Origin of the sequence: Streptomyces sp. NPDC020965, from assembly GCF_044333555.1 — a bacterium.
Classification (GTDB): domain Bacteria; phylum Actinomycetota; class Actinomycetes; order Streptomycetales; family Streptomycetaceae; genus Streptomyces.
Genome location: NZ_JBIRRE010000015.1, coordinates 152055 through 178007, shown reverse-complemented (window position 1 = coordinate 178007; position 25953 = coordinate 152055). Strand labels below are relative to the sequence as shown.

Genomic DNA, 25953 nt, shown 5'->3' with positions numbered 1-25953 from the left:
TCGGTCAGGTGCGGTGGCGGCGTTCCGGTGGGTCAGCCAGTGCGCCGAGGGTGAGGGGGCAGGCGACGGGACGCCGGTCGGCCGGGGGTTCTGGATCCCCCGCCAGACGGGCGACGGCCGGCCCGCACACCCGGCCCTGACACCAGCCCATACCGGCGCGGGTGAGGAGTTTGACGCTGCGCGTATCGCGGGCCCCGAGATCGGTGACAGCGTGCTGGATCCGCTCCGCGCTGACCTCCTCGCAGCGGCAGACCTCGGTGTCGGGCCGCAGCCAGCCGGTCCACCCGGGGCGGGGTGCGTGGGCGGCGGCCATGGTCTCGGCGAAGCGGCGCAACCGGTCGCGCCCGCGGCCTCCCGATCCTCGCCGGCCCGCCATGTCGTGGGCGGCCAACTCCCCCTCGATGAAGGCGAGTCGGGCGCCGCCCACTCCCCCGGTCTCGCCGGCCGACCAGACACCGGGGACCGAGGTCCGCTGTGCACCGTCGACCAGGAGGGCGTGGGTCCCATCGGGGGTGCGCCGGGTGGCACACCCCAGCGCGGTGGCCAGCTCCAGCTGAGGTAGGAGCCCGTGCCCGACGGCGAGCGCGTCGCAGGGGATACGGACCCCGGTGCCGGGCAGGGGCCGCCAGTCCCGGTCCAGCCGGGTCACGGTGACGGCCTCGACCCGATCGGTGCCGTGCGCTGCGGTGACCGCGCTGCGGGCGCGGACGCGGATACGGTGCCGGACGAGAGCGGCGGCGTGGGCGGCGCCCTCGACGAGTTTCGCGGGATTCAGGGCGAGGACGCCCGGGTCTCGGGCGTAGGCCGCGTACCCGCTCGCCTCGACGACGGTCGGCACAGTGGCTCCCGCGTCCGCCAGCGACGCGGCGACGGCGAGCAGCAGGGGCCCGCTTCCGGCGACGACCACGCGCCGGCCGGGCAGCACGAGACCGGCCTTGAGCATGGCCTGCGCGCCGCCGGCGCCCACGACTCCGGGAAGTGTCCACCCGGGGAAGGGGAGTTGACGTTCGTACGCTCCGGTCGCGAGGAGGATGCGCCGGGCGCGGAGGGTCACCCGGCCGAGCCCGCCGTCGGGGCCGGTGACTGCGTGGACGGCCCATAGGCACCCGCCGCCGCCCTCACCTCCACCCTCACCTCCACCTCCACCTCCGCCTTCGCCTTCGCGGGAGACGGTCCACACATGGTGTTCGGCGAGGTGGCACACCCGGCGGGCGGCGATGTGGGTGTCCAGCAGTGCCGCGCGCCGGGCGAAGGCGGGCCACGCGTGGTGGTGGGCGCCGGGGCGGGCGGCGCGGAGTTCCGGTACGGGATGTCGGTAGAACTGGCCACCCGGCCGGGCCCCGGAGTCCACCAGGGCGACGGTGAGTCCGAGTCCGGCCGCGGTGACCGTGGCAGCGAGCCCGGCAGGACCGGCGCCGATAACGGCCACGTCGTACGGGCCGTCCGGTACGTCCAGCACATCCGGTGCCTCCGGGTCCCTGGACGGACCCGGCAGGCCGGACGGGTCAGCCGGGCCGAACGGGTCGGGCAGGTCGGACTGTTCAGACGGCGAGTTCGGCACGGCCATGTCCTTCCTGGGTGGTGATCGCGTCACCGGGCCGGGCCGGTACGAGACAGGCACGACGGTTGGGCTCTCCATTGACCGTGACGACACAGTCGAAGCAGGATCCGATTCCGCAGAACGCGCCACGCGGCTTGCCCGAATGCCTGGTGGTCCGCCAGGAGAGCACACCGTCGGCCCACAGGGCGGCGGCGACGGACTGGCCCGGCATGGCGGACAACGGGCGCCCGTCGAACGTGATCTCGAACGCCGGGTGCGGCCGGGAGTGGACCGGGCCGGACGGCGAATGACGATGCGTCATGGGTGATTCCTTTCCGTGGGACCGAACCGCTCGGGCCGGAACGGCGTCGGGTCCAGCGGGGCCCGCGCCCCCGTCAGCGCCGCTGCGATCAGCCGCCCGGTGGCCGGTGCCAGCCCGATGCCGGCTCCCTCGTGCCCGACCGCGTGCAACAGTCCCGGCGCTCGCGGGTCGGGCCCGATCGCCGGCAGGTGGTCCGGCAGGTAGGGCCGGAACCCGTGGTAGGCGCGCAGGACGCGCACCTCACGCAGGACCGGGAACAGCTCCGCCGCCTGGACCGCCAGTTCGCGCAGCACATCGACCGACAGCGTGCGGTCGAACCCCACCCGCTCCCTGCTGGCGCCGATCAGTACCGGCCCGCCTGGAGTTCCCTCCACCACCGCCGAGGTCTGGAGGGCGGCCGAGCCGCTCGCCACGTCGGCGACGTAGTCGGCCGCGTACACCTTGCGCCGCACCACTCTCGGCAAAGCCTCCGTGACCAGCACGAATCCACGCCTGGGAAGAACCGGCAGGGTCACTCCGGCCAGCTCGGCGAGCGCACCGCCCCAGGTACCCGCCGCGTTGACGACCGCGGGGGCCAGCAGGTCACCGCGCGGGGTCCTGACGCCGCGTACCGATCCGTCAGGAGCGGTGAGGACTGCCGTGACCTCCTCCCCCAGCAGCAATGCGGCGCCTGAGGCGCGCAGCAAGTGAGCTGCGGCCAGGGCGGGTTGGACCTGAGCGTCCTGGGGGTAGTGAACGCCGCCCGCCAGGCCGGGGGCGAGATGGGGCTCGATGTCCTGGAGACGGGAGACGTCCTCGTGCAGGACGCCCGACGCCGACTGCCCGGCCGCGAAGGCCCGCAGCGCGGTCAGGCGCGCCTCGTCGGACGCGACGACAAGGCCGCCCTTCGCCTCGTACTCGATCTCCGGGGCGAGTTCGGCGGTGAGTTCGCGCCAGAGTCGGGTGGACAGGAGTGCCAGGTCGAGTTCGGGACCTGGTTCCTTGTCGGAGACGAGCAGGTTCCCCTCTCCGGCACCGGTGGTGCCACCCGCGACGGGGCCACGATCGACCACGGCGACGGAGAGCCCGGACCGGGAGGCGTAGTAGGCACAGGCGGCACCGACCACTCCGGCCCCGACGACGACAACATCCCAAGGGTGTCTCTTGAGCACCGCAGTAATATGTCACACGCCACAGAGGCTGCCAAGGGATCGCGCACACGGCATCCCGATCCCACGCCACGGTCGAACCGGGCGCCGCATCCACGCCCCGAGCACCCTGGATCGACCCGCTATCGTCATGTCATGACCCTGACAACAAGTGCGCGATTGCGGCACCACCTCGGCGCAGTACCGAAAGCCGTCGTCCGTGCGATCCATGACGCGAACAGCCGCGCCCCCTCAACGCTCCCGCGCGACATCGCGTGACGAACGCTCGACGGACAAGCGCTCGGGGAATCGTCGGGGGGACGTGGGGGGGGCGACGGACGAACTCTCAACTGAGAACGTGCGACCAGAAGCGGGCCTTGTAGAACTTCGCGCCGCTGCGCACCGAATCAGCACGCCCGGAGAAGCCAATCGTATCGCTCCACCACTCATTGGCGTCCGGGGCGTCCTGCCAGAATCCCGTCCCGTCGGGCAGTCTGCTGTAGGACTTGGTGAACAGCCAGTCGTGGATCCTGGTGGGCGGGGCGAAGCTCCATGTGCCGGTCGTGGTGTCGCGCAGGAGAGTGGTCTCCCATATTCCGCGACCGGGGTTACTGCTATCCCCGCCCACGGTGTAGAAGATCTTGTCGGACGCATAGTCGGGCTGGACATCGTGGCCCACGCCGGTCAATGCCAGCGATGCCGCCAGCGACAGGCCGACGATGATGCCACTGCCGTTCGTCACCAGGCGGTAGGCGCGGAGTTCGTCCTTCCCGGTCGCCACCAGCAGTTCGTTGGCATCGTCCCACCACACCCCGTGTGCGCCGGGGAAACCGACGCTGATGCTGTCGGCGAACGAGGTGGGCGGCGTGCCGCCGAGCGTGCTCGGCACGAAGACGTTGATGCCGCCGCCGTTCTGCCAGTCATTCTTGGTGGTGCCGAAGACCCGGGCCCTGGAAGACGCGGTGACAACCGCACCGTGCCCCTTGATCCGCTCTATCGAATGGGGATTTCCCGGAACGACCACGGACCAGACGATCGACTTATCGCTCTCCCGGATCATTGCCGCACGGCCGCCGAGGTCCGAAGTGCCCGACGAGGTGCAGGCCAACACATCGTCCCACTTGGCGGTGGTGCGGCGTTTGACGTCGGACAGGCGGTACCACGACGAGGTATTGGCATTCGAGGGAGCGGTCCAGTACCAGTCGGGTGTCCCGTTCCAATTCGTCGTGCCGTTGCTGAAGCGCTGAATCTGATTGGCGGCCTGCTCGACGGTCACGATCAGGTAGTTCGTGGCGGCGGCGGCCGGCCGGGCCGTGGCCGCGCCTCCCGCCACCACGACTCCTGAGGCCATCGCGCCCCGCAGCAGCGTCCTTCTCCGCACCGTCCTGACCTCCGGATCTTCGAAACTGGAGGACACACCGTGCCACGAGCCGCCCCGAAGCGACAGACCCACCCCTGAGTCCCGGGGCGGAGGGGTGCCGGCCGGCACCCCTCCGCCCCGGGGACCCCGGCACATCAGGCCCCTGGGCGACTCTCCGCCGCGCTCAGCCCGCGAACCGGGCCATCCACGCCTCGACCTCATCCGCCGACCTCGGCAGGCCCGCCGACAGGTTCTCGTGACCGTCGTCGGTGACGACCAGGTCGTCCTCGATCCTGACGCCGATGCCACGCCACTCCTCGGGCACGGTGACGTCGTCGGGCTGGAAGTACAGACCGGGCTCGACGGTGAGCACCATGCCCGGCTCCAGCACGCCGTCCACGTACTCCTCGTTCCGTGCCTGCGCGCAGTCATGGACGTCCAGACCGAGCATGTGCCCGGTGCCGGCCATGGTGAAGCGGCGCTGGAGGCCGAGTTCGTACGCGCGGTCGGCCGGGCCTTCGATGAAGCCCCACTCGACCAGGGTGGCCGCCAGATGGCGCTGGCACGCCTCGTGGAAGTCGCGGTACGCGGCGCCCGGCCTGACGGCGGCCATACCGGCCTCCTGGGACTCGTACACCGCGTCGTAGACCGTGCGCTGCAGGGGTGTGAAGGTGCCACTGATCGGCAGCGTCCGCGTGACGTCGGCGGTGTAGAGGGTGTTCGTCTCCACTCCGGCGTCGAGCAGGAGCAGATCGCCCGGGCGCACCGGTCCGTCGTTGTCCGTCCAGTGCATGATCGTGGCGTGCTCACCAGCGGCGCAGATCGAACCGTAGCCGACCGAGTTGCCCTCCAGCCGGGCGCGGCGGTAGAAGGTGCCCTCGATCCACCGCTCGGACGACGCGACCGCCCGGGACAGCTCACCGATCACATCGGTGAATCCGCGCACGGTAGAGTCCACGGCCTTGCGCAGCTCGGCGATCTCCCAGTCGTCCTTGACGAGGCGGAGATCGCTGAGCGCCTCTTCCAGTTCCTCGTCGCGCTCCTCCTCGGTGGTGACGGCGGCCTCCAGGGCCGGGTCGACACCGCGGACGATCCGGGTCGGGACACCGGAGGCGGCGGCGAGGTCGGTGGCCGCGGTGCGGACATCGCGACAGGGCAGACCGAGCACCAGCTCCGCCTCGGCGAGGGAGCGGCGGCGGCCCATCCACAGTTCCGCTGTGGGGCCGATCCAGAATTCGTTGTCGTCCCTGCTGTCCCGCGGCAGCTGGTAGCAGTAGGCGTCATGGCCGCCGTCCGCGCGGGGTTCGAGGACGAGGGCGCCGTCCCGGGCCTGGTCCCCGGTCATGTGCACATAGCCCGAATGCGGGCGGAACGGGTAGCAGTCGTCGTTCGAGCGGACTTTGAGGTTTCCCGAGGGGATCACGAGACGCTCGCCCGGGAAGCGGGCGGAGAGCCCGGCGCGGCGGCGGGCCGCGTACGGCGCCTGCTCGTCGAGTCCCAGGTCGTGCCGCTCGGTATCGGCCCAGCCCGTCCGCATCAGGGCGGACAGTTCGTCGGAGATCCCTGAGTAGAGACCGTTCTTTCGGCCTTTCGCCACGTCGTACACCTTCCCCTGGGTGGGTTCGTCACCGGCGGGGGGACGGTACGAGCCGCATGGACCGGCTTTCTCCCCGGACGGCTCGGACTCCCTCGCCGCCGCCGGTCATCCGGCGGCCTTCGGACGGTATAGGCCACCGCCGCCGCTCGGTGCCGGACAGCGCCACTGGCACAGATCTGCCACCGCTGGGCCGGAGCCGTCGATAATGAGGTCTATGACGAACGCGAAGCTCGGCGAGGCCCTCCGCCTTCTGGGGCTCGACCAGGCGGCGGCCCAGGTGTACCTGACCCTGCTCGAACTGGCGCCCACCTCGCTGAGCACGATCGCGGCCACGGCCGGCGTGGACGGCACGGATCTCAGCACGGCGTACGGCGCACTGGTCGACGCAGGTCTGGCCAGTGCCGCCGAGGAGGACGGTGACGTGGTGGCCCCGGTTCCCCCCACCGCCGGTCTGGAGATCCTCGCCCGGCACCGGGCGGCCGAGGTCGAGGAGTCGCGTATCGCCGTGGGGGGCGCGTTCGAGTCGTTCCGGCGACAGCGGCTCGCCGCGTACAACGACCATCTCGTCGAGGTCGTCACCGGGGACACCATCGGCCCGAGGATCCGCCAGGCGTGGGCGAGTGCCCGCGAGCAGATCCGACAGTTCGAGTCACCGCCGTACTTTCCCCTGTCCGGCGCCACGGACGACGCGCTGGCCACGCTCGCTCGCGGTGTGACGCAACGGGTCGTGTACTCACGGGAGTCGCTGGAGCATCCGGGCCATCTCAGGGACGTCATCGAACCGTGTGTCAGGGCCGGCGAACAGGCCAGGGTGTTGCCGTCGGTGCCGGTCAAGCTGGTGATCATCGACGAGGCGTACGCGCTCGTCTCGTTGTCGATCAAGGAGGCCGATGTGCACAACACCATGCTGGTCGTGCAGCCGTGCGGCCTGCTCTCCGCGCTCATGGCACTGTTCGAACAGTCCTGGCAGAACGCGCTGCCCTTCCAGGGCCGCACCACCCGTCCGGGCGGCCTGCCACCCGCCGACCGCCGCCTGCTGTGGCTCCTCGCGGGCGGCGCGAGCGACGACGTCATCGCCCGCGAGATGGGAATCAGTCGCCGCACGCTGTTCCGGCGGCTACAGGTCCTGATGGCCCGGCTGGGTGCCGCGAACCGCTTCCAGATGGCCTTGCAGGCGCAGCGCAACGGCTGGCTCTGACCGGCTCCCCACCGTACGGATCACCCGCTCGCGATCGGGCGGCGGGCGCCCCTGGAGGGCTCTGCCACGACGCTAGGCTGCGTGGCGACCAACAAGGGTCGTACGACAAGAGGTATGCCGATGCTCGGTGTGGTCATGCTGGTGGCGTTTGTCGTTGTCGTCATCGGAGCGGCCTATGCGCTGTCCAACTGGCGCCCCTCCCCCCGCTGGGCCAACCGGCGTGGCCGCAACTGCCCGAACTGCGGCGGCTTCCGGGTGCGGACGGTGGTCAGTGAGACCAGGCTGAACGGAATGCTGGAGTGCCGTGCGTGCAACCGGGTGTGGGAACCGACCGACCACCAGACCTAGGTCGTGTCTTCAAAGTCCCGTCTGTCTGCCGTGCCCTGGCACGCACCCTCGCCGCGTTGTCGTCAGTCGCCAACGCTCCGCGTTGACTCCCTCCTCCGCCTTGCGATCGCACGCACCAGACCCCGCCAGCCCCGCCCTCCGGGCGGACGACGCTACTTTGAAGACACTCCCTAGGGCGCCTCTGACGAATCCCGTCCGGTGCGCAACGCCCTTCGTCAGACACGGCCCCGGTGGAGCGGATGGCGGCCCGGTCCCGGTGGGTCAGCGGCGTCCCCTCCGAAAGCACGGCGGCCCCCTCGGCGGGCGCGACCATCCCGGCCCGCTGCCACGGGTCCCGCGGGGCCCACGGCAGGAAGGTGGGTACTGATGTTGACGATTCCGCCCCGGCGCGCCGCATGGCGGTGCCATGCTGAACGCGCTGATGCGGGGGCTTGTGCCGCGTCGGCTGTCGGGCATGTTCAGACCGTTGCGGAGCCGTCCCGGGGCGCTGATCAGGTCGGGGCCGTGTGGCCACATCCTGGTCGTCAGCCGTCGCGGTCCGGTCCGTGGCTGTTGGCCGCCCCGCCACGGTTTCCCGAGGGGCTGGCCGGTCCCCGCCGTCGCGGCGCGGATCAGGGAAGGGGAACACCATCATCATGTCTTTACGCTCCGCCATACGCCCGGTGCCGCGTGTCGGGTCGCACCGGCGGTTGACCGCGTTACTGGCCGCTGGTGCGCTGCTCGGCTCCGGGTTCGTCGCGGTGGCCGTTCCGGCCGCGACCGCCGCCCCGGTGCGCGCGGCGGCCCCGGTCGCCCCGGTGGCGTACATCGCCAACAGCGAGTCGGACAATGTCTCGGTCGTGGACACGGCCACCGACGCGGTGACCGCGACCGTCCCCGTCGGCGACGTGCCATCGGGAGTGGCGGTGACCCCCGACGGCGGCAGGGCCTATGTCACCAACCGCGGCGCCGGTTCGGTGTCGGTGATCGACACCGCCAGCAACACCGTCACCGCCACCGTCCCCGTCGGCGACGGCCCGTTCGGCGTGGCGGTGACCCCCACGGGCGGCAGTGTCTACGTCACCAACTTCCTGTCGGGCTCGGTTTCGGTGATCGACACCGCGACGAACACCGTCACCGCCACCGTCCCGGTCGGCTCACTGCCGAACAGCGCCACGGCCGCCCCCGGCGGGGACCGTGTCTACGTCAGCAGCGGCGCCGCGGTTTCGGTGATCGACACCGCCAGCAACACCGTCACCGCCACCGTCCCGGTCGGCAGTGGACCGTACGCCGTCGCGTTCGCCCCGGCCGCCGCGGCCTCCGCGGACATCGACGTCGATGTCACCGCCCGGCCGAGCGTGGGCATCCTGGTCCCCTATCTCACCTACACCTTGACCGCCCGTGACCTGGGCCCGAGCGCGGTCACCACGGCCACCGTCACCGCGACCCTGCCGCCGGGCGCCACCGCCACCGGCCTGTCGCCCGGATGCACCACCACGACCGGAACCGTCACCTGCGTCTACGGCGCCATCGCGACGGGAGCCAGCGCGAGCAAGACGTTCCGGGTACCCCTGCACCTGCTGTCCCTCGGCACCGTGAAGGTCATCGGCACCCGGACCGCCTCCTCACCCGCCGACCCCAACCCGGCCAACGACAGCGCCTCCGCCACCTGCACCGTCGTCTCCATCCTCCTGGCCACCTGCACCTGACCGTCCCGCCCCCCGGCCGGCAGCCCGAACCCCCGGCCGGGGGGTACCACCCGCAGATCTCACGGATCCCACGCCCGGTCAGGCGGCGAGCCCATGCGGCGCCACACCCACCGCGGCGGCATCGCGTCAGGGCACCACCCCTACGCCGGCAGGCGCGGGACGCTCGACATCAGGCGCTGCGTGTACGGGTGCTCCGGCGCGCCCAGTACCCGGTCGGTCGCCCCGTCCTCCACCACGCGCCCCTTCTCCAGCACCGCCGTACGGTCGCACAGCGACGCCACCACCGACAGGTCGTGAGAGACCATCACCAGCGTCAGGCCGCGTTCCTCCCGCAGTTCGTGGAGGAGGTCCACGACCCTGACCCGGGTGGTGACGTCCAGCGCGCTGACGGGCTCGTCGGCGAGGAGCACCCGCGGATCGCACACCGTCGCGCGGGCGATCGCGATCCGCTGCCGCTGACCGCCGGAGAACTCGTGCGGGTAGCGGTCGGCCGCGTCCGCCGGCAGGCCGACGGCGGCGAGCGCGGCGGCCACCTTGGACGCCGCCGTACGACGGTCGTCCAGGCCGAGGGAGCGCAGCGGCTCGGCCACGGTGTACCCGATGCGCCGGCGCGGGTCGAGCGAGGAGTACGGATCCTGGAAGACGCACTGCACGCCGCGCCGGAAGCGCCGCATCAGCTCGCGGTCACGCAGCCGCAGCTCGGCCCCGTCGAAGCGGATCGTGCCCGTGGTGGGCCGGGCGAGCCCGAGCAGCAGCCTGAGCAGCGTGGTCTTGCCCGTGCCCGACTCGCCCACCAGCGCGAGGCTCTCCCCGGCGGCGACGGCGAGGTGGATATCGCTCAGGACGGGCGCGGTGCCGCCCCGGTACGCGTAGGAGACGCCGTCCAGCTCCAGCACCGGCACGGTCCTGGTGGGTGTCATCGCGTCCTCCGTCGGTCCAGGGCGTGCTCCAGTCGGCGTGCGCTGTCCACCAGGGCCGCGGTGTACGGGTCGCGGGGTGCGTGCACCACGTCGCGCACGGGCCCTTCCTCGACCGCCCGGCCGTCCTTGAGGACGATGACCCGCTCCGAGGTCCGCGCCACCACCGCGAGGTCGTGGCTGATGAACAGCAGCGCCATCGCCCGCTCCCGTACCAGTGCGTCGAGCAGGTCGAGCAGGTCGGACTGGACGGTGACGTCGAGCGCGGTCGTCGGCTCGTCGGCGATCAGCAGCCGGGGCTCGCAGGCCAGGGCCATCGCGAGAGCGACCCGCTGCCGCTGACCGCCGGAGATCTCGTGCGGGAAGGAGCGGGCCAGCCGTTCGGGTTCGGGCAGCCGGACCTGTTGGAGGGCTTCGACGACGGCGTGGCGCAGCGCGGTGCCCTTCAGACCACGGTGGCGGGCGAGCGGCCCGGCGATCTGTCGGCCGACGCGCATCAGCGGGTCGAGCGCGGTCAGGGGTTCCTGGAAGACGATCGCGGCCTGTCGTCCCCGGACCGCGGTGAGCTGCTTCTCGGTGGCGCCCACGACCTGGGTGCCGGCCAGTTCGACGCTGCCGGTGGCGGTCATCCCCTCGGGCAGCAGTCCGAGGGCGGCGAGCGAGGTCAGTGACTTGCCCGACCCCGACTCGCCGATCAGGCCGAGGCGTTCGCCCGGGGCGACGCTCAGGGACAGGTGGTCCACGAGGGTGCGCCCGTCGGCGGTGCGGACGACCAGGTCGCGGATGGCGAGGATGCTCATGCGGGCCTCTCGCGGGTGGTCGGGTCGAGGGTGTCGCGCAGCCCGTCGGCGATCAGGTTGACGCCGATGACGAGGATCACCAGGAGGATCCCGGGGGCGAGCGCACCGATCGGGGCGGTGGTGAAGGTGGCCTGGGCCTCCAGCAGCAGTCGGCCCCAGGAGGCGTTGGGTGGCGGCGCGCCGAGCCCGAGGTAGGACAGGCCCGCTTCGGCGAGCACCGCCAGCCCGAACTGGAGCGCCAGGTTGACGGCGAGGGTGGGCCAGATGTTGGGCAGGACATGGCCGGCCACGATCCGCCCCCAGGAGGTGCCGGAGGTGCGGGCGGCGGTGATGTAGTCCTGCGCCAGGACCCTTTTGACCAGGATGCGCACGATCCGTGCGACGACCGCGCTCTGCGCCAGGCCGATGGCGAGGACCGCCGAGCCGAGGGTGCCGGAGCGGGCGGCCACGACGAGCATCGCGAGCAGCAGGGTCGGGAAGGCGATCAGGATGTCGAGGAAGACGGAGAGGGTGTCGTCCAGCCACCCTTGCGCGAAGGCGGCGAGCAGGCCGAGCGCCAGCCCGAGGGTGCCGGCGATCAGGACGGAGCCGAGTCCGGCCTGGAAGGCGATCGTGGCGCCGTTCATCACCTGGGTCAGCAGGTCCCGGCCGAGCTTGTCGGTCCCGAGGAGGTGGTCCCCGTCGGGCCCGGCGAGCCGGCCACCGGAGGTGTCGTCGGTGGCGTACGGGAGCCAGAAGAGGGCGACGAGGGCGAGCAGCGCGATCGAGCCGGCCAGTGCGCAGCCGACGATCAGGGTGTACGAGCGCCGGGCGGTGCGGCGCTCCGTCCCCGCCTCGGGGCGCCCCGGCCCGGTCGCGTTCTGCGGCTGGGCGGCGCTCGTGGCCACGGGTTCGATGAACGTCATCGGGGGCCTCCCGACAGTCCGGCGCGCAGGCGCGGGTCGACGATCCGTTGGACGAGGTCCGCGGCGAAGCCGATCAGCAGGACCGCGAGGGTGGACACGAACAGCACGCCCTGGATGACGGGGTAGTCGTGCTGGGTGATGCCGGTGGTGAGCAGGGAGCCGAGCCCCGGCAGGGCGAAGACGGACTCCACGACGACCGCGCCGAGCAGGGTGGAGGCCAGCTCGATGCCGAGGACGGAGATGACCGGTACGGAGCCGTTGCGCAGCCCGTGCCGCCACATCGCGCCGCGGAAGGAGGACCCCAGGGCGCGTGCGGTGCGCAGGTGGTCGCTGTCGAGGACGTCGAGGGTGGCGGAGCGCACGTACCGGATCAGGGAGGCGCTCATCACCAGGGCGATGGTGATCACCGGGAGGACGAGCGAGCGGACCGCTTCGCCGGGCTGGGCCCAGCCGTCGGGCGGGAAGCCGCCGGCGGGGAACCAGCGGGCGTTCACCGCGAGGACCACGATCAGGATCATGCCCAGCCAGAACACCGGGATGGCGATGCCGAGCTGGGAGACGCCGTTGAGCAGGGCGCCGTACCAGGTGCGGCGCTTGTGGGCGGCGAGGAAGCCGGCCGGTACGGCGATCAGCACGGCCAGCACGAACGCGGCGAGGGTGAGCGGCAGGGTGACCCTGAGCCGGGTGGTGACCTCGGGCCCCACCGGCAGCGAGCTGACGAAGGAGGTGCCGAGGTCACCGCGGACCAACTGGCCGATCCAGTGGACGAACTGCTCCGGCAGGGGACGGTCCGAGCCGATCGACGTGCGGGCGGCGGCGATCTGCTCGTCGGTGGCTCCGACGGCGGTCAGCGCGTTGGCCGGGTCGCCGGGGAGCATCCGCAGCAGGACGAAGAGCACCACGCTCGCCAGCGCCAGCGAGACCAGCAGGAAGACGAAGCGCCGCAGGACGTAGTGCGCCATCAGCCCTTCTTGATGTCGTAGGCGTAGAACTGCGAGTTCAGGCCGTTGAGGGGGTAGCCGGAGAGCCGGGTGCTGGCCACCACGATCTGCGGGTAGAGGTAGAGCCAGTCACTGGCCGCGTCTTCGGCGGTCTTGCGGTTGACCTTCTTCAGCAGCTCGGTCTGCTCGGCGGCGGTGGAGGACTGTTCGGCCTGCTCGACCCAGGCGGTGACCTGCCGGTTGTCGTAGCCCCAGTAGAAGTCCGGGTTTCCGTACCAGACCAGGTCACGGTCGTTGACGTGCTCCTGGAGCGTGGCCTGGAAGTTCCGGTTCTTGTAGACCTTGGTGTACCACTCGTCCGAGGTGATCGTGTTGATCTTGACGGTGATGCCGACCTTGGCGAGCTGGGAGGTGATGAAGGTGGCGGCCGTGGGGTGCGGGTCGTAGTTGGGGGTGTCCAGGGTGAGGCTGAAGCCCTTGGGGTATCCGGCTTCGGCCAGCAGCTTCTTGGCGCGCTCGGGGTCGTGGGCATCGATCGCGGTGAGGTCCTCGTACCACGGGTCGGTGGGCGGGACCATGGAGCCGATCAGCTTGCCGTGGCCGCCCCAGACGGACTCCAGCAGCTTCTTGTCGTCGATGGCGAAGGAGACCGCCTGGCGGACCCGGACGTCGTCGAAGGGCTTGGCCTTGTCGTTGAAGGCGAGCAGCAGCTTGGTGGTGGAGTTGCCCTCGGTGACCTTGTAGCCGGGGTTGTTCTTGAACTGGTCGAGGGCGTCGGGCGACTGCTCGCTGGTGACCACGTCGACGGCGTTGGTCAGCAGGGCGTTGTTGAGCGCGGTCGCGTCCTTGAAGTAGCGGAAGACGACCTTCTTGTTGGCCGCCGCATCGCTCCAGTAGTCGCCGAAGCGGTCCAGGCTCAGGGTGGAGCCGCGGCTCCACCGGTCGAGACGGTAGGGACCGGTACCGTCCTCGCGCTGCTTGAGGTCCTTCGCCTCGGAGTTGACGATCCACACATAGGTGAGGTTGTAGACGAAGGAGATCGACTTCTGGGAGAGCGTGACGGTGACGGTGCGCGGGTCGGGGGTGGCGATCGTCTTCACCACGGAGAGGTTCTTCTTCCGCGCCGACTGGGAGTCGGGGGCGAGCACCCGCTCCAGGCTGTGCTTGACGTCCTGGCTGGTGACCGCCTTGCCGCTGTGGAAGGAGACGCCGTCACGGAGGGTGAAGGTGTAGGTCAGGCCGTCGGAGCTGACCCGGTGGGACTCGGCGAGGAGCGGTTCGACCTTGCCGCCGTCGGTGAGCTTGAACAGCCCTTCGTAGACGTTGCCGTGGAGGGCTTCGGTGACGCCCTGCCCGCCGCCGCCGGTGTTGTCGAGGTTCTGCGGCTCGAAGAGGGAACCGATGTTGACGGTGGCGTTCGGGTCGTGCTTGCCGCCGGAGTTGGTGCCGGTGGAGCCGCCGGCGCAGGCGGTGAGGGTGAGGGCGAGGACCGCGGCGGTCACGACGGAGACGGCTGAGGACGTGCGAAGGCTCATGGCGTTCATGACAGAGAGTGGGCTTTCGTGCTGCGGCTACCGAGGGTGCCGGAGGTGGGATCAGGACTGTGCGGGGACGCCGCCGCGGAAGACGGGACGCTTCTCACCGGCCGCGACGGGCAGGTGGAAACGGTTCTGCCGCGGCGGCATCGGACAGTTGTACTGATCGGAGAAGCCGCACGGCGGCACGAAGGCCCGGTTGAAGTCGAGGCGGACGGTTTCCTGGCCGGTGCGGGTCACGAAGAGGAAGCGACCGGCGCCGTAGGTGGTCCGTCCGTTGGTGGGGTCGCCGAAGACCAGCAGCAGCACGCCGTCGTCGTCGAAGGCGCTGAGGGTGTAGTCGCGGCCGTCGACAGTCAGCCGGATGTCGCCGGGAACGACCAGGTCGCGGGTGCCGCCGTTGTCCCGGATGTGCTCGAAGGCGATCTTCCGGGCTCCGGTGACAGGGGTGTACGTGCCGTCCAGCACCCACGCCGGGTCATAGGGGAAGACCTCGGTGCGCTCGAAGGCGCGGATCGCGGGGGCGTCGGCGTCCCAGAAGCGCAGCCCGTGCTCCGGCTCGCCGGTGACGAGGTCGGTGCGCTCGACGGTGGTGACCGTGACGGTCGCCGGCTGCCCGGCCCGCTCGGCCACCGGGTCGGGGGACTGCCCCGCGGGGAGCCACCGGGTCTCGACCAGGGCGAGGTTCCCGGTCGCGGAGGTGACCGCGCGCCGCCGCTCGGCACACCACGCATCCCACTCCCCCACGGGATCGGGGGTCGGGAACACGGCAGCGGCAGGGTGGGACACGGCAGCACTCATTCACGTAGAAGTTCGATGGAATCACGCCCAAACGCCACACAGCGTGAGGTTCGACTCAAAGCTTGATCTTTATCTTCCATAAGTCGGACTAATGTCAAGGTGGTGACAGATGGCGAGACAGGACGTGAGACGGCGCACGGGCCGGTACGGGTCACCAGCGGCGCACCGGAACACACCGACCCGCCACCCAACGCCCGCTGGCCGGACGCTACTTAGGGTGAGGTCGGCTTCAGTGAAGCCGGCGATCACGACCCGTGCTCCCGCCTGTCTCTGAGACCGTCGCCACACTGTGCGCGGCTCCCGGCCGCCCCGGGTCCGCCACCTGCCGGTGCGATGCCGGCTCGCCCGTGGCGCACCGGCTCGCCCAGGGCCGGCAGGGGGGCCACGCCGCCGACCGGGGCCTCGGCCCAGTGGGGAGGACCCGCCCCTGCGGATACGGGCGCGGAGCCGGGGACGGACGGGGCCCAGGACCGTGCCGCCCGAGCGCGGGACCCGTCCGTCCCGGGCCACCGCGGCGGGCCGCATCCGCTGGGGCCTCATGGGCACCACGGGCGGTACCCCCCCGGGCGGACGGAGTCGTCTCCGTCCGCCCGGGGCCACCCGCGGTCGGTGGCTGTCCGGCCGGTCAGTAGTCTTCGGGCGGGGCGACGAGGTCGGGGCCGGGTGGGCCGGTGCCGACGTCGTTCTCGGCGATGACCCGGAAGCGTCCTCCGTCGGCCCGGAGACTCCGCTCCGCGCCGGGGAGCGTGGCAGTGGTGTCGTAGGAGTAGACGATCGAGTCGTCGGGGTCCACCCCGGGCACATCGGCGACGAGGCTGTAGACGACGCGGCCCGCGTTGCCGTCGTTCTCCGGTGGGTCCCAGGTGAACACGGCGTCGCCGTGGCGGTAGTCGAGGGTGAGGCCACGAGGGGCGGAGGGGACGGTGGAGCCCGTCTGGACGAACGCCTGGGCACTGGTCCCGGCGCAGTTCGAGGTGAGCGCCTGAGTGGCGATGATCTTGGCGAGGGCGGGGCCCGTGCCGGAGGCCGTGTATGTGTAGACGCCGTCCCCGGTGATGGTGCCGGGGCTGCCCTCGGCCAGGCTCCAGAACACCGGTCCTTCGCACCAGTTCCTGCGGCTCACCGCGAAGGCGGTGCTCCCGCTCGCGGGCAGCACGCGCGTCGGATTCTCGATGTAGATGCCGGCCAGGGGGCCTTCGGCGCTCCACACGGTGCGGGAGAAGTCGGCGACGGGCACGGCGTACTCCAGGTTGAGTTTCTTGATCCCGCCGGTGACCTCCACCCGGACGCCCGCGTCGAGATGTGCCCAGGGGTTCTCGGTCGGTGCGGTGACGAACCTCAGGTACGGGACGAACTGCAGACCGGGTCCGATCGCCCCGTACAGCTCGAAGCTGATCGCAGAGGGGAGGTCCAGCTGTGCCGTGACGCCGGGCGACAGACGGTCGGCGGTGAGGTCCGCCACCGGGTCGGTGGTGGTGCTCCGGCCGCTCCAGCCGTCCTGGAGGGTGAAGTCGGCGACGCCACCGATGTGCTGCTCGTAGGTGGCGGTGGCGACCAGCTCCAGGGATCCGGAGACGGACAGCTGGGCGCTGAGGGTGAGGGTGGGGACGATGACGACGGGGACCGGGCCGACCGGGACCGTGATGGCCGCGAGGGGCAACGAGGCGAGGGTGACAGCCTGACTGGTGCCGCCGACGGTGCCGGCGACCGTGGCGGTGACGGACGCCTTGACGTCCACGTCGGCGGCGAAGGTCACATCGGTGACTTCTCCGATGTCCTCCCCGGTGTCCGGGTCGGTCTCCCCGGTCGTCCTGACGACGAGGTCCCAGTGCGGATCGAGGGTGACGGTGCCGCTGATGTTGGTGGACAGACCGGCGAACTCCCGGGTGTTGTCCCCGGGTCTGATCGTCAGCCCGAAGGCCAGATCATTGCCGACGGTGACCGGCTCGGCCCGTACTCCCGGGTGCAGATAGCCCGGCTCCGCTCCCTCGTTGGTCAGCTCCCCGGCCGCCGACACCTGGGCGTCGGTCAGGACCCGCGACAGGTCGGCGTCGGCGGTCGCCACCACCAGGGCCGTGCCCTGACGCCGTACCCCGTTCACCGTGCGCAACAGGCCGTCGGGTGCCTGCGGGCTGGTGTCCGCGACCACGATCTGCCCCGCGCGCAGGCCGAGCAGTTGCCGGGTGGGGTTGGTGAACCGCAGCTCGCCGAGTTCCTTCCCGGTGAGGGTGGCCATCGAGGCGGCGGAGAGGACGACGGTACGGGCGGCGACGTCGACGCGGGGGGCGACGGCTTCCTCCGTCCGGGCGGCGGGCCCGGTGCCGACGGCGTTCGCGGCGGCCACGGACACGGTGTACTCCTCGTCCGGACTGAGTCCGTCGATCACCGCTTCGGTGATCGCGGCAGCCGTACGGACGGTGGTGCCCCCGGCCGTGACGCGGTAGCCGGTCACCGGGGAGCCGCCGTCGTCCGCGGGAGCGGTCCAGGTCACCCGCAAGGCGCTGTCCCGGCCGCCGTCCGGGCTCGCGGAGACGTCGATGGGCGCGGCGGGCACGGTGTCGGGCCGGGGACGGACCCTGCTCTGCTCGGCCGGAGTGCCTGGCCCTGCCTTGTTCACGGCCCGTACGGCGACGGTGTACGCGGTGCCGTTGGCCAGCCCTGCCAGCGCCGCCGAAGCCGTGTCCGGGCCGACGGTGACCCGATGGCCACCCGGGGTGGCCGTGACGGTGAACGCGGTGATCGGAGCGCCGCCGTCGTCGGGAGCGGTCCACTCGACCTCCACCGCCCGGTTCCGCGCGTGCACCGCGCCCAGCACCGGCTCCCCCGGCGCTCTGGCCGGCCGGGGCGTGGCCTGCTCGGACGGATCCGAGAGCAGGGCGCGGCCCCGGCTGACCTCCTGACGGACCGTGAAACGGTACGCCGTCCCGTTGGTCAGCCCTGTGACCCGGGCCGTCCGGGCGCCGGCGGGCACCCGGACGGACGTGCCGCCTGGCGAGGCGGCTACCAGGAAACCCGTGATGACCGGATCGGTGTCCGCCACAAAACTCACGTCGGCCGCGCTGTCCCGCGGGAAGACCTGGGTGACCAACGGCGGCTGGAGCGGAGCGGCGGCCAGGGCACCAGCGGGCCCCGGGGCGACGAGCGCCCCCAGCAGCAGCGCGAGAACGAGCAGAGGGCGGGGGAATCGGCAGCGCATGGCCACTCCTCGCGTCAAGCCGCCTGATGTCGGCTCATAGAGGACCACGGTAGGAAGCTGTCGGCGGGACAGCGGTCGGCTCGGCGGGCAAACCCCCCGAAAGTGCTCCCATCGGAACAGCCGTTTGGCCGGTGGTCACCAGGCGGCGCGGCCCCGCTGGGGAGAGTTGCCCGACGGGAGAGTCACGGAGCCGGCGCGGCGCGACGGCGCATGACGGGCAGGGTGGCGCCCGCGTCGCCGAGTTCGCGGCCCGGTTCCCCCCATGGCACCGATGACGGGGAGGAAACCCACCCCCACCGAGAGTGCGACGGCGATGGCGGCCTGACCAGCGGGATCCACCTGGCGTGCGACGGGCAGGGCCGCCCACTCGCCTCCGTCGTCACGGGCGGAAACACCAACGGCCGCACCCGGTTCACCGCCGCACTGGAAGCGATCCGGGCGCCCAGGATCGAACCGGGGCGACCCCGCACCCGGCTTTTTGACGTGGGCGCGACATTTGATGACAGAACCCAGGCCCGAGCCCCCGTACTTCGAGGGCATGGCCAAGGCCCCGAGTCCGGCGAACGACATCTCCGACGCCCGCGTGCCGGCCAAGCCAGGCGACTCGGTCACCACCGCCCAGCGACTGCGCCGCCAGGGACAACGCGCCGCCCGGCGTGAAGGCCGCCATCGCCGGCATTCCGCAGTATGCGCTACGTCGCTGACACCTCATCAGTTCTCAAGATAGTCGGGCCACTTCGTGTGGTCCGGCCTCTTGTGTGCACCCCCCGGCATGGACTAGACCTCTTCTCGCGATTGGTACAGACCATCTGACCCCGCTCAGACAAGGCCACCAGTATGTTGAGACGCACCTCCGCGTTCCTGGCGACGGTTCTGCTCGCCTCGCTCGTCGCGGTCCCCGCGACCGCTCACGCCGATGAAGACGACAGCCGCCGGCTGCCCGGCCACCGTGTGGCCTACTTCACCGCATGGAGCGTCTACGGCGGCTTCTCCGCCAAGAAGGTCCAGGACTCGGGCCAGGCGGCGAAGCTGACCGTGATCAACTATGCCTTCGGCAACATCTCCCCCGAGGGCACCTGCTTCGAGGACAACCTGGCCGACCAGGCCGATGCCTGGGCCGACTACCAGCGCCCGATCGGCGCGGCCGACTCGGTGGACGGCGTCGCCGACACCTGGGACCAGCCACTGAAAGGCAGCTTCAACCAGCTACGGAAGCTGAAGGCGAAGAACCCCCACCTGAAGGCCGTCATCTCAATCGGCGGCTGGGGCTGGTCCAAGTACTTCTCGGACGTGGCCGCCACTGACGCCGCGCGCAAGAAGTTCGTGGCCTCCTGCGTCGACCTCTACATCAAGGGCAACCTGCCGCAGCTGGGTTCGTTGGAAGGCGGCCCGGGCAGCGGCGCGGGCGTCTTCGACGGCATCGACCTTGACTGGGAGCACCCGGGCGGCGACGGTCTGCCGGACAACTCGGTGCGCCCCGAGGACGGCCGCAACTTCACCCTGCTGCTGGCCGAGTTCCGGCGGCAGCTGGACGCGCTGGGCGACAGCAAGCGAAAGCGCCACCTGCTGACGGCGGCCGTCGCCGCCAACACCGACGTCGCGGACCGGCTGGAGCTGCGGAAGGTCGCCCGCCAGGTGGACTTCCTGAACCTGATGACCTACACCATGCACGGCTCCTGGGAGCCGCAGGGCCCGACCAACCACCAGGCGAACCTCTACACCGACCCGGCCGACCCCTCCGGAATCGGCTACAGCTACAGCGCGGACCGGGTGGTGCGGCACTACCTGGCCGGCGGTCTGCCGGCCCGTAAGGCGGTGCTCGGGGTGCCGTCCTGGGGCTACGGCTGGACGGGAGTGCCCGCCGGGACGAAGAACGGTCTCTACCAGCCCGCCACCGGCATGTCCCCGCGCGGCGGCGGCCAGCTGCCGTACAAGGCCATCAAGGACCTGCCGGGCGCTGTGCACACCGACCGCAAGCACGGCGCGGCCTGGAAGTACGACGGCACCGAGTTCTGGACGTACGACACCCCGGCCACCGCCGCCCAGAAGGCCCGCTACACCCAGCGGAACGGTCTCGGCGGCGTGATGGTCTGGTCCCTGGACGGGGATGACGCCCAGGGCTCGCTGATCGCTGCGCTGGATCGCGGTCTGCGACGCTGACCCGGGGCTGCGACCCGGTGGCGGACGGGGCGACCCAGGCCGCCACCGGGTGCGGCGGCCGAACACGCGGACTCCCCGCACATCGCACCTGCCGCACCACCAGCAACGCTCTGATTCTCACCGACCCGCGGCGACCGTGTACCGGCGAACGGGACGACGTTGAGGGGTCGGTGACCTACCTGACTCGGTATCGCTTCAACGGGGGTTCCTAACCCCGATACGACTCCAGCAGCCGCCGTAAAGGGCATACCGTAGCTGCCCTCAGCTCCCGTATTGCTGTCCGATCTTCGGGCCGCCAGGCGGCAACCACCAGAACCCAATGTTGAGGTTGCCGACGTTGGTATCCGCCAACCTCCGCAAGGGCGACCCCAGGCGCTGGGCCGCTCCGGGATGGCAAAGCACGCCAGTCCAGCCGTGGCCGTCACCTTGCGGGGTGACCACCACGGCTGAACTATCCGCTCGGCATGTGATGGCGGGCCTCTCCAGCTCATCACGCCGACATCACGGCTTCTTTGCCGACCCGGATCACGAGTCATAGCGTTCAGTCACCACCATCGCTGTCCCTGCGAGTACCACTCCCGCAGGCGCCTCAGCCCACTCGGCGAGCAGCAACGGCTTCCGGTCCACGGACTTCAGCAAGTGAGCGATCTCCTCGGCGGTTGGCGCGACCGGAAGGGCGCAGCCGACCACGAGGTGGCCTGTCGCGCTGGTGTGGTCCCCGGGCTCCTCCTCGGGATCGTCCGGCACCCAACGGCCGACCTCGATCTCCCACGAAGCCTCGTTGTCGCCTGGTTCCGGCGCTTCGATCGTCAGGTAGAAGCCGTCGGAGTCGTACGGCTCCGCGAAGAGGCGACAGCTGGGGTCGTCGAGTGAAGCCCACACGCCGCCACCCTGGGAGTGCGCGGTGACCAGCACCCGGAGGGCGGCGACCGCCTTCTCCCGCTCCTCCGAGGTGAATCCCGACTCACGTCGGTCGAGCTGCTCACGCGTCTCGTCGCTCAGGGTGTCCAGCCCGTCGTCATACTTCACGAAGGGATGCCCGAAATCCCAGCAGCGCTCGGTCTCCGGCTCCTCCTTCGAGGAAGTTCCCGAGAAGTCCGCGAGTCCTGTCTGCAACCCGCCCTTCTCTTCCTCCAGTTCGGATTGGATCGCCCTACTGACCGTTTCAGGAAGAGCCACCACGGCACTTTCCAGGTCGGCGAGTGCCTGGTGAAGCCGTAGGCAGACGTACTCGTACCACAGACTGTGGGCACCGCCGAGAAGAGCGGTGCGGGCGGCAGGGTCGGTCAGCGCGGGCAGGTGCGTGCGCGGGTAGTAGCCCACACGCCGTTCCCGGCGGTCGTGGATGCTGACAGGGACGGTGGCGAAGGCGGAGATCCGATTGAGGGCGTCGACGACCGGAACTGCGAGGCGAGGCTCGGCAAGACTCGTGACGGTCTTGGACACGACGCCGTCCGGACCCTGGTAGGTCGCCAGGATCTGGGTCTTTCCACGAGTGGCGTGCTGAGAGTAGATGGTCAAGGAAACGCCTTTCGGCTGCCCGGCACACGACGGCCGGACAGAACAGGTGCACAGGAAGCGGGAGGGAGGTGGTGGCGAGGGCGCTTTCCGACGCTCCGTACCTCAAGACGACCGGAGGTGGCCCAGGTACCGTCCCGGGCTCCATTCCTGCCCGCAGGTTAGACGCATCCCCTGCACGCCGCAAGCAGGTGTTCTCCCTCCTCGGGTACAAGTACGGATAGCTGAAAAAAACGTGCCACAAGCGGACTTAAGGATACTGGCTGCGGATTGAGACGGGTGTGTCGGCAGAGACTCGCGGCGGACGGCTCGGCGGCGGCACTACCAACCTCATCAGCAGCCGAATCGAGTTGCGTGGGCAGATCTGCCAGCCGAACAAACCTGTCAAGGGTTGCGTTGGCCTGAAGCCAAAACGATTCACCCGGGCCTGCGAACATGGTCCCGGCTTGAGCAGGCAGGTGACTGCACCGCTACGCCTAGCTCCTCCGCACTCCGTTCAAGGTCATCACGACCGCCGCCAACGTCAACGACGTCACCCAGATCCTTGCCTCAGTCGACGGCATCCCGCCCGTGCGGTCGGCCCCGCCGCAGGCCCGACGCCCTGCTCGGCGACGAGGGCTACGACTCCAACGCCTACTGCGCCGAGCGGCGTCAACGGCGGATCCTGGCCGTCATCCCGCGCAAGGGATCACCGAACATCAAAGGCATGGGCAAGCTCCGCTACATGGTGGAGCAGACCTTCGCCGTTCAAACGCCTCGCCGTCCGCTGGGAACGCCGCACCGAACTCCACGACGCCTTCGTCGACCTCGCCCGCAGCCTCATCCGCTGGAGACGCCTCAAGAAGGCCCCCTCCTGACCGCGCCCCAAACAATCACGCGCAGCGCAGCACCTCAGGAAGCCCTAAGGCTACTGGTGCGGCACGTGCCTGGTTCCAGTCGGCTCTGCAGTATTCGCCCGGGCTGCTGTGAGGCAGAGCCGTTCCTCGACTCCTCCTTCGACGACCTTGACCAGCAGCGTGCTCGCGTCATAGAAGCGCAGGGTGAAGTACGGATCGAGTTGCATCAGGAAGTCGAAGCTCTCCCTGTCCTCCGCAGCTTCGAGGGTCGCCTCGCACGTCCAGTCGTCTCCGGCTGTACGGACCACGATCCGCACACGAAGTCTTCCAAGACACGCCGCCCGGTTGGCCCACCACTCAAGCGTCGCGGCGTCCTGGTAGCTGTCCACAGTTCAAGTATCGCAATCGAGCAGGCAGTCGTGTCAGCGACGCAGAACCTCAGGTCACAAAATCGCGTTACGAGCTCTCAGATGACATCTGCGGTGACCCTGTAGCAACCAGAGACACGGCGGATGACGACTCGACGGGCAAGTTTACTGACCAGGTAAACTCCCCGCCCATTCTCGGACTCCCTGTCTAAGGGTTTCAGCTCTGGAACACCAACCGATCCGCCTTGGTCCGTGACAGACAGAGTGACGCCCCAGCGCGACACCGTCAGCGCTAGATGGAAAACGCCGGAGCCCTTACCGCTGGCGGTGTGACGGAGTGCGTTCGCGCATAGCTCCGCCACAATCGACACAGCGTCATCCAGGAACGGTGCATCTCCTAGCGCTTCCCCCGTCCAATGGCGAGCTCGGACGACCTGCTCGAGGGTGCCTGGAAAGGTGCAGCACCAGGCCCGAGCAGCAAGCACCTCCCCGTAAGCCCCTCTGAATCTAATCTTCTGGCCACCTGAAACGATTCCTTCCCCAGCACATCGGAACGCATCTCCCGACATTCGAATGGACAAGAGATGCAACAAAAATCTCAGAGCTCTCACATTTCCCCTCAGGAAAGCGAAATACACTGCCGGGATGACGGATTCATTTCATTCGGACTCAACTCAACCTCTACCCAGAGCGGGCTTCATTTGCTAGCGTGCCGTCCACTGCCGAAGGGCAGCGATCCCCGCCCGAGCGGGGTTGGCCCTCGATCCAGGTGTGCCGACCGTACCGAGCCGTCATCCTTCCCCGCACAAGCGGGGCTCCAATCCATGGAGCCATCCACCACATGCACTTAGCCCCTGCGACACCTCCAGTAAGTGGCCTGAACCCAACCAGAAGACACTGGCCAGGAAGGCTCGGCACGATCGTGCCCAGCTGTATCGCGAGAAGTAGTGCATTTCTCGCGATACAGCTGGGCACGACCTACAACCGCACTCACCTGTATCGGTTCCAAACCTCGCTTCCGCTTCCGTTCAAGCTGCGGAGCCATAGCTCGCCAAAGACAAGCAGGGGACACGGGCCCATCGATGTGTCTAACCGCATTCACGAGGCCGTCAACCACTGGGCCATCCAAGACGATCTCCCGCCTGGATGCTCTCCGCCTGCGCCATGCCGGACACGGGAACCGGGGTGTCCCCGGCCCGGATCGACACGCGCGGATTCTCAAGCGCTCTTTCGAAAACCGGAAGCCCAACCGTCCAGCCCTACGGCCGCCGCCTTCGACAGGCTCCAGGCCATGACCACCCGGGCGAAGAACGCCCGGACGGCTACTCCGGCGGCTGGCCGCGCGTAAGCGGGCAGCAGGGACGAACAGGGCCACGCAAGCCCGATCGGACGCGGGCCCTGCTGCACCCACGAGCTACGACTGCCTCGCCGAGAACGACCGGACGTCCCACCCGGGGCAGGTCAGCCAGGGCTGGCACGGCCCCTACCCGACCTCCTCGCCCACCGCGGCCCCGCTGATCGTGGCACGGTTCACCAAGAGCCAGTGCCACCCCTGCCCGGCCCACGCACAGTGCACCACCTCCCGCGCAAACCACCGCACCATGGGCTTTCCCCTACGCGAACTACGCGACCTGCAACTCCGCATCCGTGCCGAGCAACAGACACCCGAGTGGAAGACCCGCTACACGGTCCGCTCCGGAGTCGAGGGCACCGTCAACGGATTCGCCCACGGAATCGGCATGCGCTACTGCCGCTACCGAGTCCAGGAAAAGGTCCACATCCAGCACGTCCTGGCCGAGCCATCGCCATCGTCATCAACATCGAGCGCCTCAGCGGTCTCTCACCGACCGAAGAAGTGCGCTCTCCCCGCCGACCGACCGCCTTCCAGACCTACCTTGATCAGCACGAGATCCCCCCGGCTGAAGTCCTGGCGAACCCTGGGCACCTGACCTCGGCAACTCCAAGATCCCCCACAGAGTCAAGCTAGAGGCGACTGGCCGCCAGGTCATTGAGGACGGCGTTCACGGTGGACCAACACAGGTCGGCTGTGTCGAAGTCCGCGCTGTGCTTGGCTCGCTTCTCGGCGAGCGGGTGAACCAGATTGCGGTAGGTTCGCAAAAGTTCCGAAGCCATTTTTGCGTCTTGGTCGATCCACCCATTCACGTGGGCGTGCTGAACAAGATCCTGCATGCCAGCCGCGCGCAACGGCTTGGAAAGCGGCGTGCCAGCATGCCTGACTTCGGCTGCGTGTACAAGTACGCCCTCGAGGAGGCTGCCGAGCATAATGACCGCAGAGGTGTAAGCGCCGTTTTCCTGACATGTGTGCGCCTCGTCCAGACGTAGCTGGACGGCACGGGCCAAGTCGGGATCAGCGACGATATCGGTGATCGTGACCTTGAGTTCGACGCGCTGTGGCCGGGGTAGGTTGTCAGGGTCGTATTCAACGAGGTTGGGTCGCCCGTTGCGGTAGTCGACGCGTAGGCATTCGAGGGCCAGGACTTCCTGGAGTCGTTCGATGACAGGTGTGTATTCACTGGGTTGTTGTTGGTACTCGCGCCGGTCGGCCAGACGCAGTACGACACGTTCGATGTCTCCGGCGTCGTCTTCCTTACGTTCGCGTAGGAGGTCCAGAAGCCATGGGTGTCGTGGGCTGCCGTCGTGATCGGGAACGTCGTCCCAGCCGGCCCGGCGGAGGAAGGGCGCCAGCTCCCAGCCACCGCGGCGTTTCATGCCTGCCTCATCACCGCTGATCATGGCGGCCAGTTCTTCGAGAGTGCTGTCGTCGAAATCTTCCAT

Annotated in this window: 21 protein-coding genes and 1 pseudogene; 6 read left to right on the top strand and 16 right to left on the bottom strand. The window is 69.7% G+C overall.

Features of this window, described 5'->3' with window-relative positions:
* Positions 1–4: 4 nt before the first annotated feature.
* From ACH4S7_RS33545 to ACH4S7_RS33525, 5 genes are all read right to left on the bottom strand, one after another.
* A complete protein-coding gene (locus ACH4S7_RS33545) occupies positions 5–1495 on the bottom strand; it encodes an FAD-dependent oxidoreductase (protein WP_398525173.1) in 1491 nt (496 codons plus the stop codon).
* Positions 1496–1541: 46 nt separating this feature from the next.
* The gene (locus ACH4S7_RS33540) at positions 1542–1862 is read right to left on the bottom strand and encodes a (2Fe-2S)-binding protein (protein ID WP_398525154.1); all 321 of its coding nucleotides are present in this window, start codon (positions 1860–1862) and stop codon (positions 1542–1544) included.
* A complete protein-coding gene (locus ACH4S7_RS33535) occupies positions 1859–3013 on the bottom strand; it encodes an NAD(P)/FAD-dependent oxidoreductase (RefSeq protein WP_398525153.1) in 1155 nt (384 codons plus the stop codon). Before ACH4S7_RS33535 ends, ACH4S7_RS33540 begins: the two co-directional genes overlap by 4 nt.
* A gap of 322 nt (positions 3014–3335) precedes the next feature.
* Positions 3336–4322 (bottom strand): hypothetical protein, encoded by a 987-nt coding sequence (locus tag ACH4S7_RS33530; protein ID WP_398525152.1) that lies wholly within the window; start codon positions 4320–4322, stop codon positions 3336–3338.
* 211 nt (positions 4323–4533) lie between these two features.
* Positions 4534–5946 (bottom strand): aminopeptidase P family protein, encoded by a 1413-nt coding sequence (locus ACH4S7_RS33525; protein WP_398525151.1) that lies wholly within the window; start codon positions 5944–5946, stop codon positions 4534–4536.
* A gap of 214 nt (positions 5947–6160) precedes the next feature.
* Here ACH4S7_RS33525 and ACH4S7_RS33520 point away from each other — a divergent pair, with 214 nt between their 5' ends.
* The 3 genes from ACH4S7_RS33520 (at position 6161) to ACH4S7_RS33510 (ending at position 9180) form a co-directional block, all read left to right on the top strand.
* Positions 6161–7144, top strand: coding sequence for a helix-turn-helix domain-containing protein (locus ACH4S7_RS33520; RefSeq protein WP_398525150.1), 984 nt, complete (start codon positions 6161–6163; stop codon positions 7142–7144).
* An 81-nt stretch (positions 7145–7225) separates the two neighbouring features.
* Complete coding sequence (locus tag ACH4S7_RS33515; protein ID WP_398525149.1) at positions 7226–7492, top strand: hypothetical protein; 267 nt, start codon at positions 7226–7228, stop codon at positions 7490–7492.
* A 689-nt stretch (positions 7493–8181) separates the two neighbouring features.
* Positions 8182–9180 carry a YncE family protein gene (locus ACH4S7_RS33510; RefSeq protein WP_398525148.1) on the top strand — a complete coding sequence of 333 codons (999 nt, stop codon included), beginning with the start codon at positions 8182–8184 and terminating at the stop codon, positions 9178–9180.
* A 140-nt stretch (positions 9181–9320) separates the two neighbouring features.
* On the opposite strand, the gene ACH4S7_RS33505 is transcribed toward ACH4S7_RS33510, so the two are convergent.
* From ACH4S7_RS33505 to ACH4S7_RS33475, 7 genes are all read right to left on the bottom strand, one after another.
* The gene (locus ACH4S7_RS33505) at positions 9321–10100 is read right to left on the bottom strand and encodes an ABC transporter ATP-binding protein (protein WP_398525147.1); all 780 of its coding nucleotides are present in this window, start codon (positions 10098–10100) and stop codon (positions 9321–9323) included.
* On the bottom strand, positions 10097–10897 hold the full coding sequence (locus tag ACH4S7_RS33500) for an ATP-binding cassette domain-containing protein (RefSeq protein ID WP_398525146.1): 801 nt from the start codon (positions 10895–10897) through the stop codon (positions 10097–10099). Before ACH4S7_RS33500 ends, ACH4S7_RS33505 begins: the two co-directional genes overlap by 4 nt.
* Positions 10894–11802: an ABC transporter permease gene (locus tag ACH4S7_RS33495; RefSeq protein WP_398525145.1), complete on the bottom strand. Its 909-nt coding sequence runs from the start codon at positions 11800–11802 to the stop codon at positions 10894–10896. The genes ACH4S7_RS33500 and ACH4S7_RS33495 overlap by 4 nt, the downstream gene beginning before the upstream one ends.
* On the bottom strand, positions 11799–12764 hold the full coding sequence (locus ACH4S7_RS33490) for an ABC transporter permease (RefSeq protein WP_398525144.1): 966 nt from the start codon (positions 12762–12764) through the stop codon (positions 11799–11801). Before ACH4S7_RS33490 ends, ACH4S7_RS33495 begins: the two co-directional genes overlap by 4 nt.
* Entirely contained in the window at positions 12764–14278 is a 1515-nt protein-coding gene (locus tag ACH4S7_RS33485; protein WP_398525143.1) for an ABC transporter substrate-binding protein, read from the bottom strand. Before ACH4S7_RS33485 ends, ACH4S7_RS33490 begins: the two co-directional genes overlap by 1 nt.
* Before the next feature lie 60 nt (positions 14279–14338).
* A complete protein-coding gene (locus tag ACH4S7_RS33480; protein WP_398525142.1) occupies positions 14339–15079 on the bottom strand; it encodes a DUF1684 domain-containing protein in 741 nt (246 codons plus the stop codon).
* Between the two features lie 625 nt (positions 15080–15704).
* Positions 15705–18275, bottom strand: coding sequence for a fibronectin type III domain-containing protein (locus ACH4S7_RS33475; RefSeq protein WP_398525141.1), 2571 nt, complete (start codon positions 18273–18275; stop codon positions 15705–15707).
* Between the two features lie 315 nt (positions 18276–18590).
* Here ACH4S7_RS33475 and ACH4S7_RS33470 point away from each other — a divergent pair.
* Together ACH4S7_RS33470 and ACH4S7_RS33465 are read left to right on the top strand one after the other, a co-directional pair.
* Positions 18591–18749, top strand: a pseudogene (locus tag ACH4S7_RS33470) (IS5/IS1182 family transposase); the annotation flags it as partial.
* A 363-nt stretch (positions 18750–19112) separates the two neighbouring features.
* Positions 19113–20435: a glycoside hydrolase family 18 protein gene (locus ACH4S7_RS33465; protein WP_398525140.1), complete on the top strand. Its 1323-nt coding sequence runs from the start codon at positions 19113–19115 to the stop codon at positions 20433–20435.
* 525 nt (positions 20436–20960) lie between these two features.
* On the opposite strand, the gene ACH4S7_RS33460 is transcribed toward ACH4S7_RS33465, so the two are convergent.
* From ACH4S7_RS33460 to ACH4S7_RS33450, 3 genes are all read right to left on the bottom strand, one after another.
* Positions 20961–21956, bottom strand: coding sequence for a hypothetical protein (locus tag ACH4S7_RS33460; protein ID WP_398525139.1), 996 nt, complete (start codon positions 21954–21956; stop codon positions 20961–20963).
* A gap of 904 nt (positions 21957–22860) precedes the next feature.
* The gene (locus ACH4S7_RS33455) at positions 22861–23178 is read right to left on the bottom strand and encodes a hypothetical protein (protein ID WP_398525138.1); all 318 of its coding nucleotides are present in this window, start codon (positions 23176–23178) and stop codon (positions 22861–22863) included.
* Positions 23179–23255: 77 nt separating this feature from the next.
* Entirely contained in the window at positions 23256–23726 is a 471-nt protein-coding gene (locus ACH4S7_RS33450; RefSeq protein WP_398525172.1) for an ATP-binding protein, read from the bottom strand.
* Between the two features lie 951 nt (positions 23727–24677).
* On the opposite strand from ACH4S7_RS33450, the gene ACH4S7_RS33445 reads away from it, so the two are divergent.
* Positions 24678–25106 (top strand): transposase, encoded by a 429-nt coding sequence (locus ACH4S7_RS33445; RefSeq protein ID WP_398525137.1) that lies wholly within the window; start codon positions 24678–24680, stop codon positions 25104–25106.
* Between the two features lie 34 nt (positions 25107–25140).
* Here the strand turns inward: ACH4S7_RS33445 and ACH4S7_RS33440 are convergent, their stop codons facing one another.
* Complete coding sequence (locus ACH4S7_RS33440; RefSeq protein WP_398525136.1) at positions 25141–25953, bottom strand: hypothetical protein; 813 nt, start codon at positions 25951–25953, stop codon at positions 25141–25143.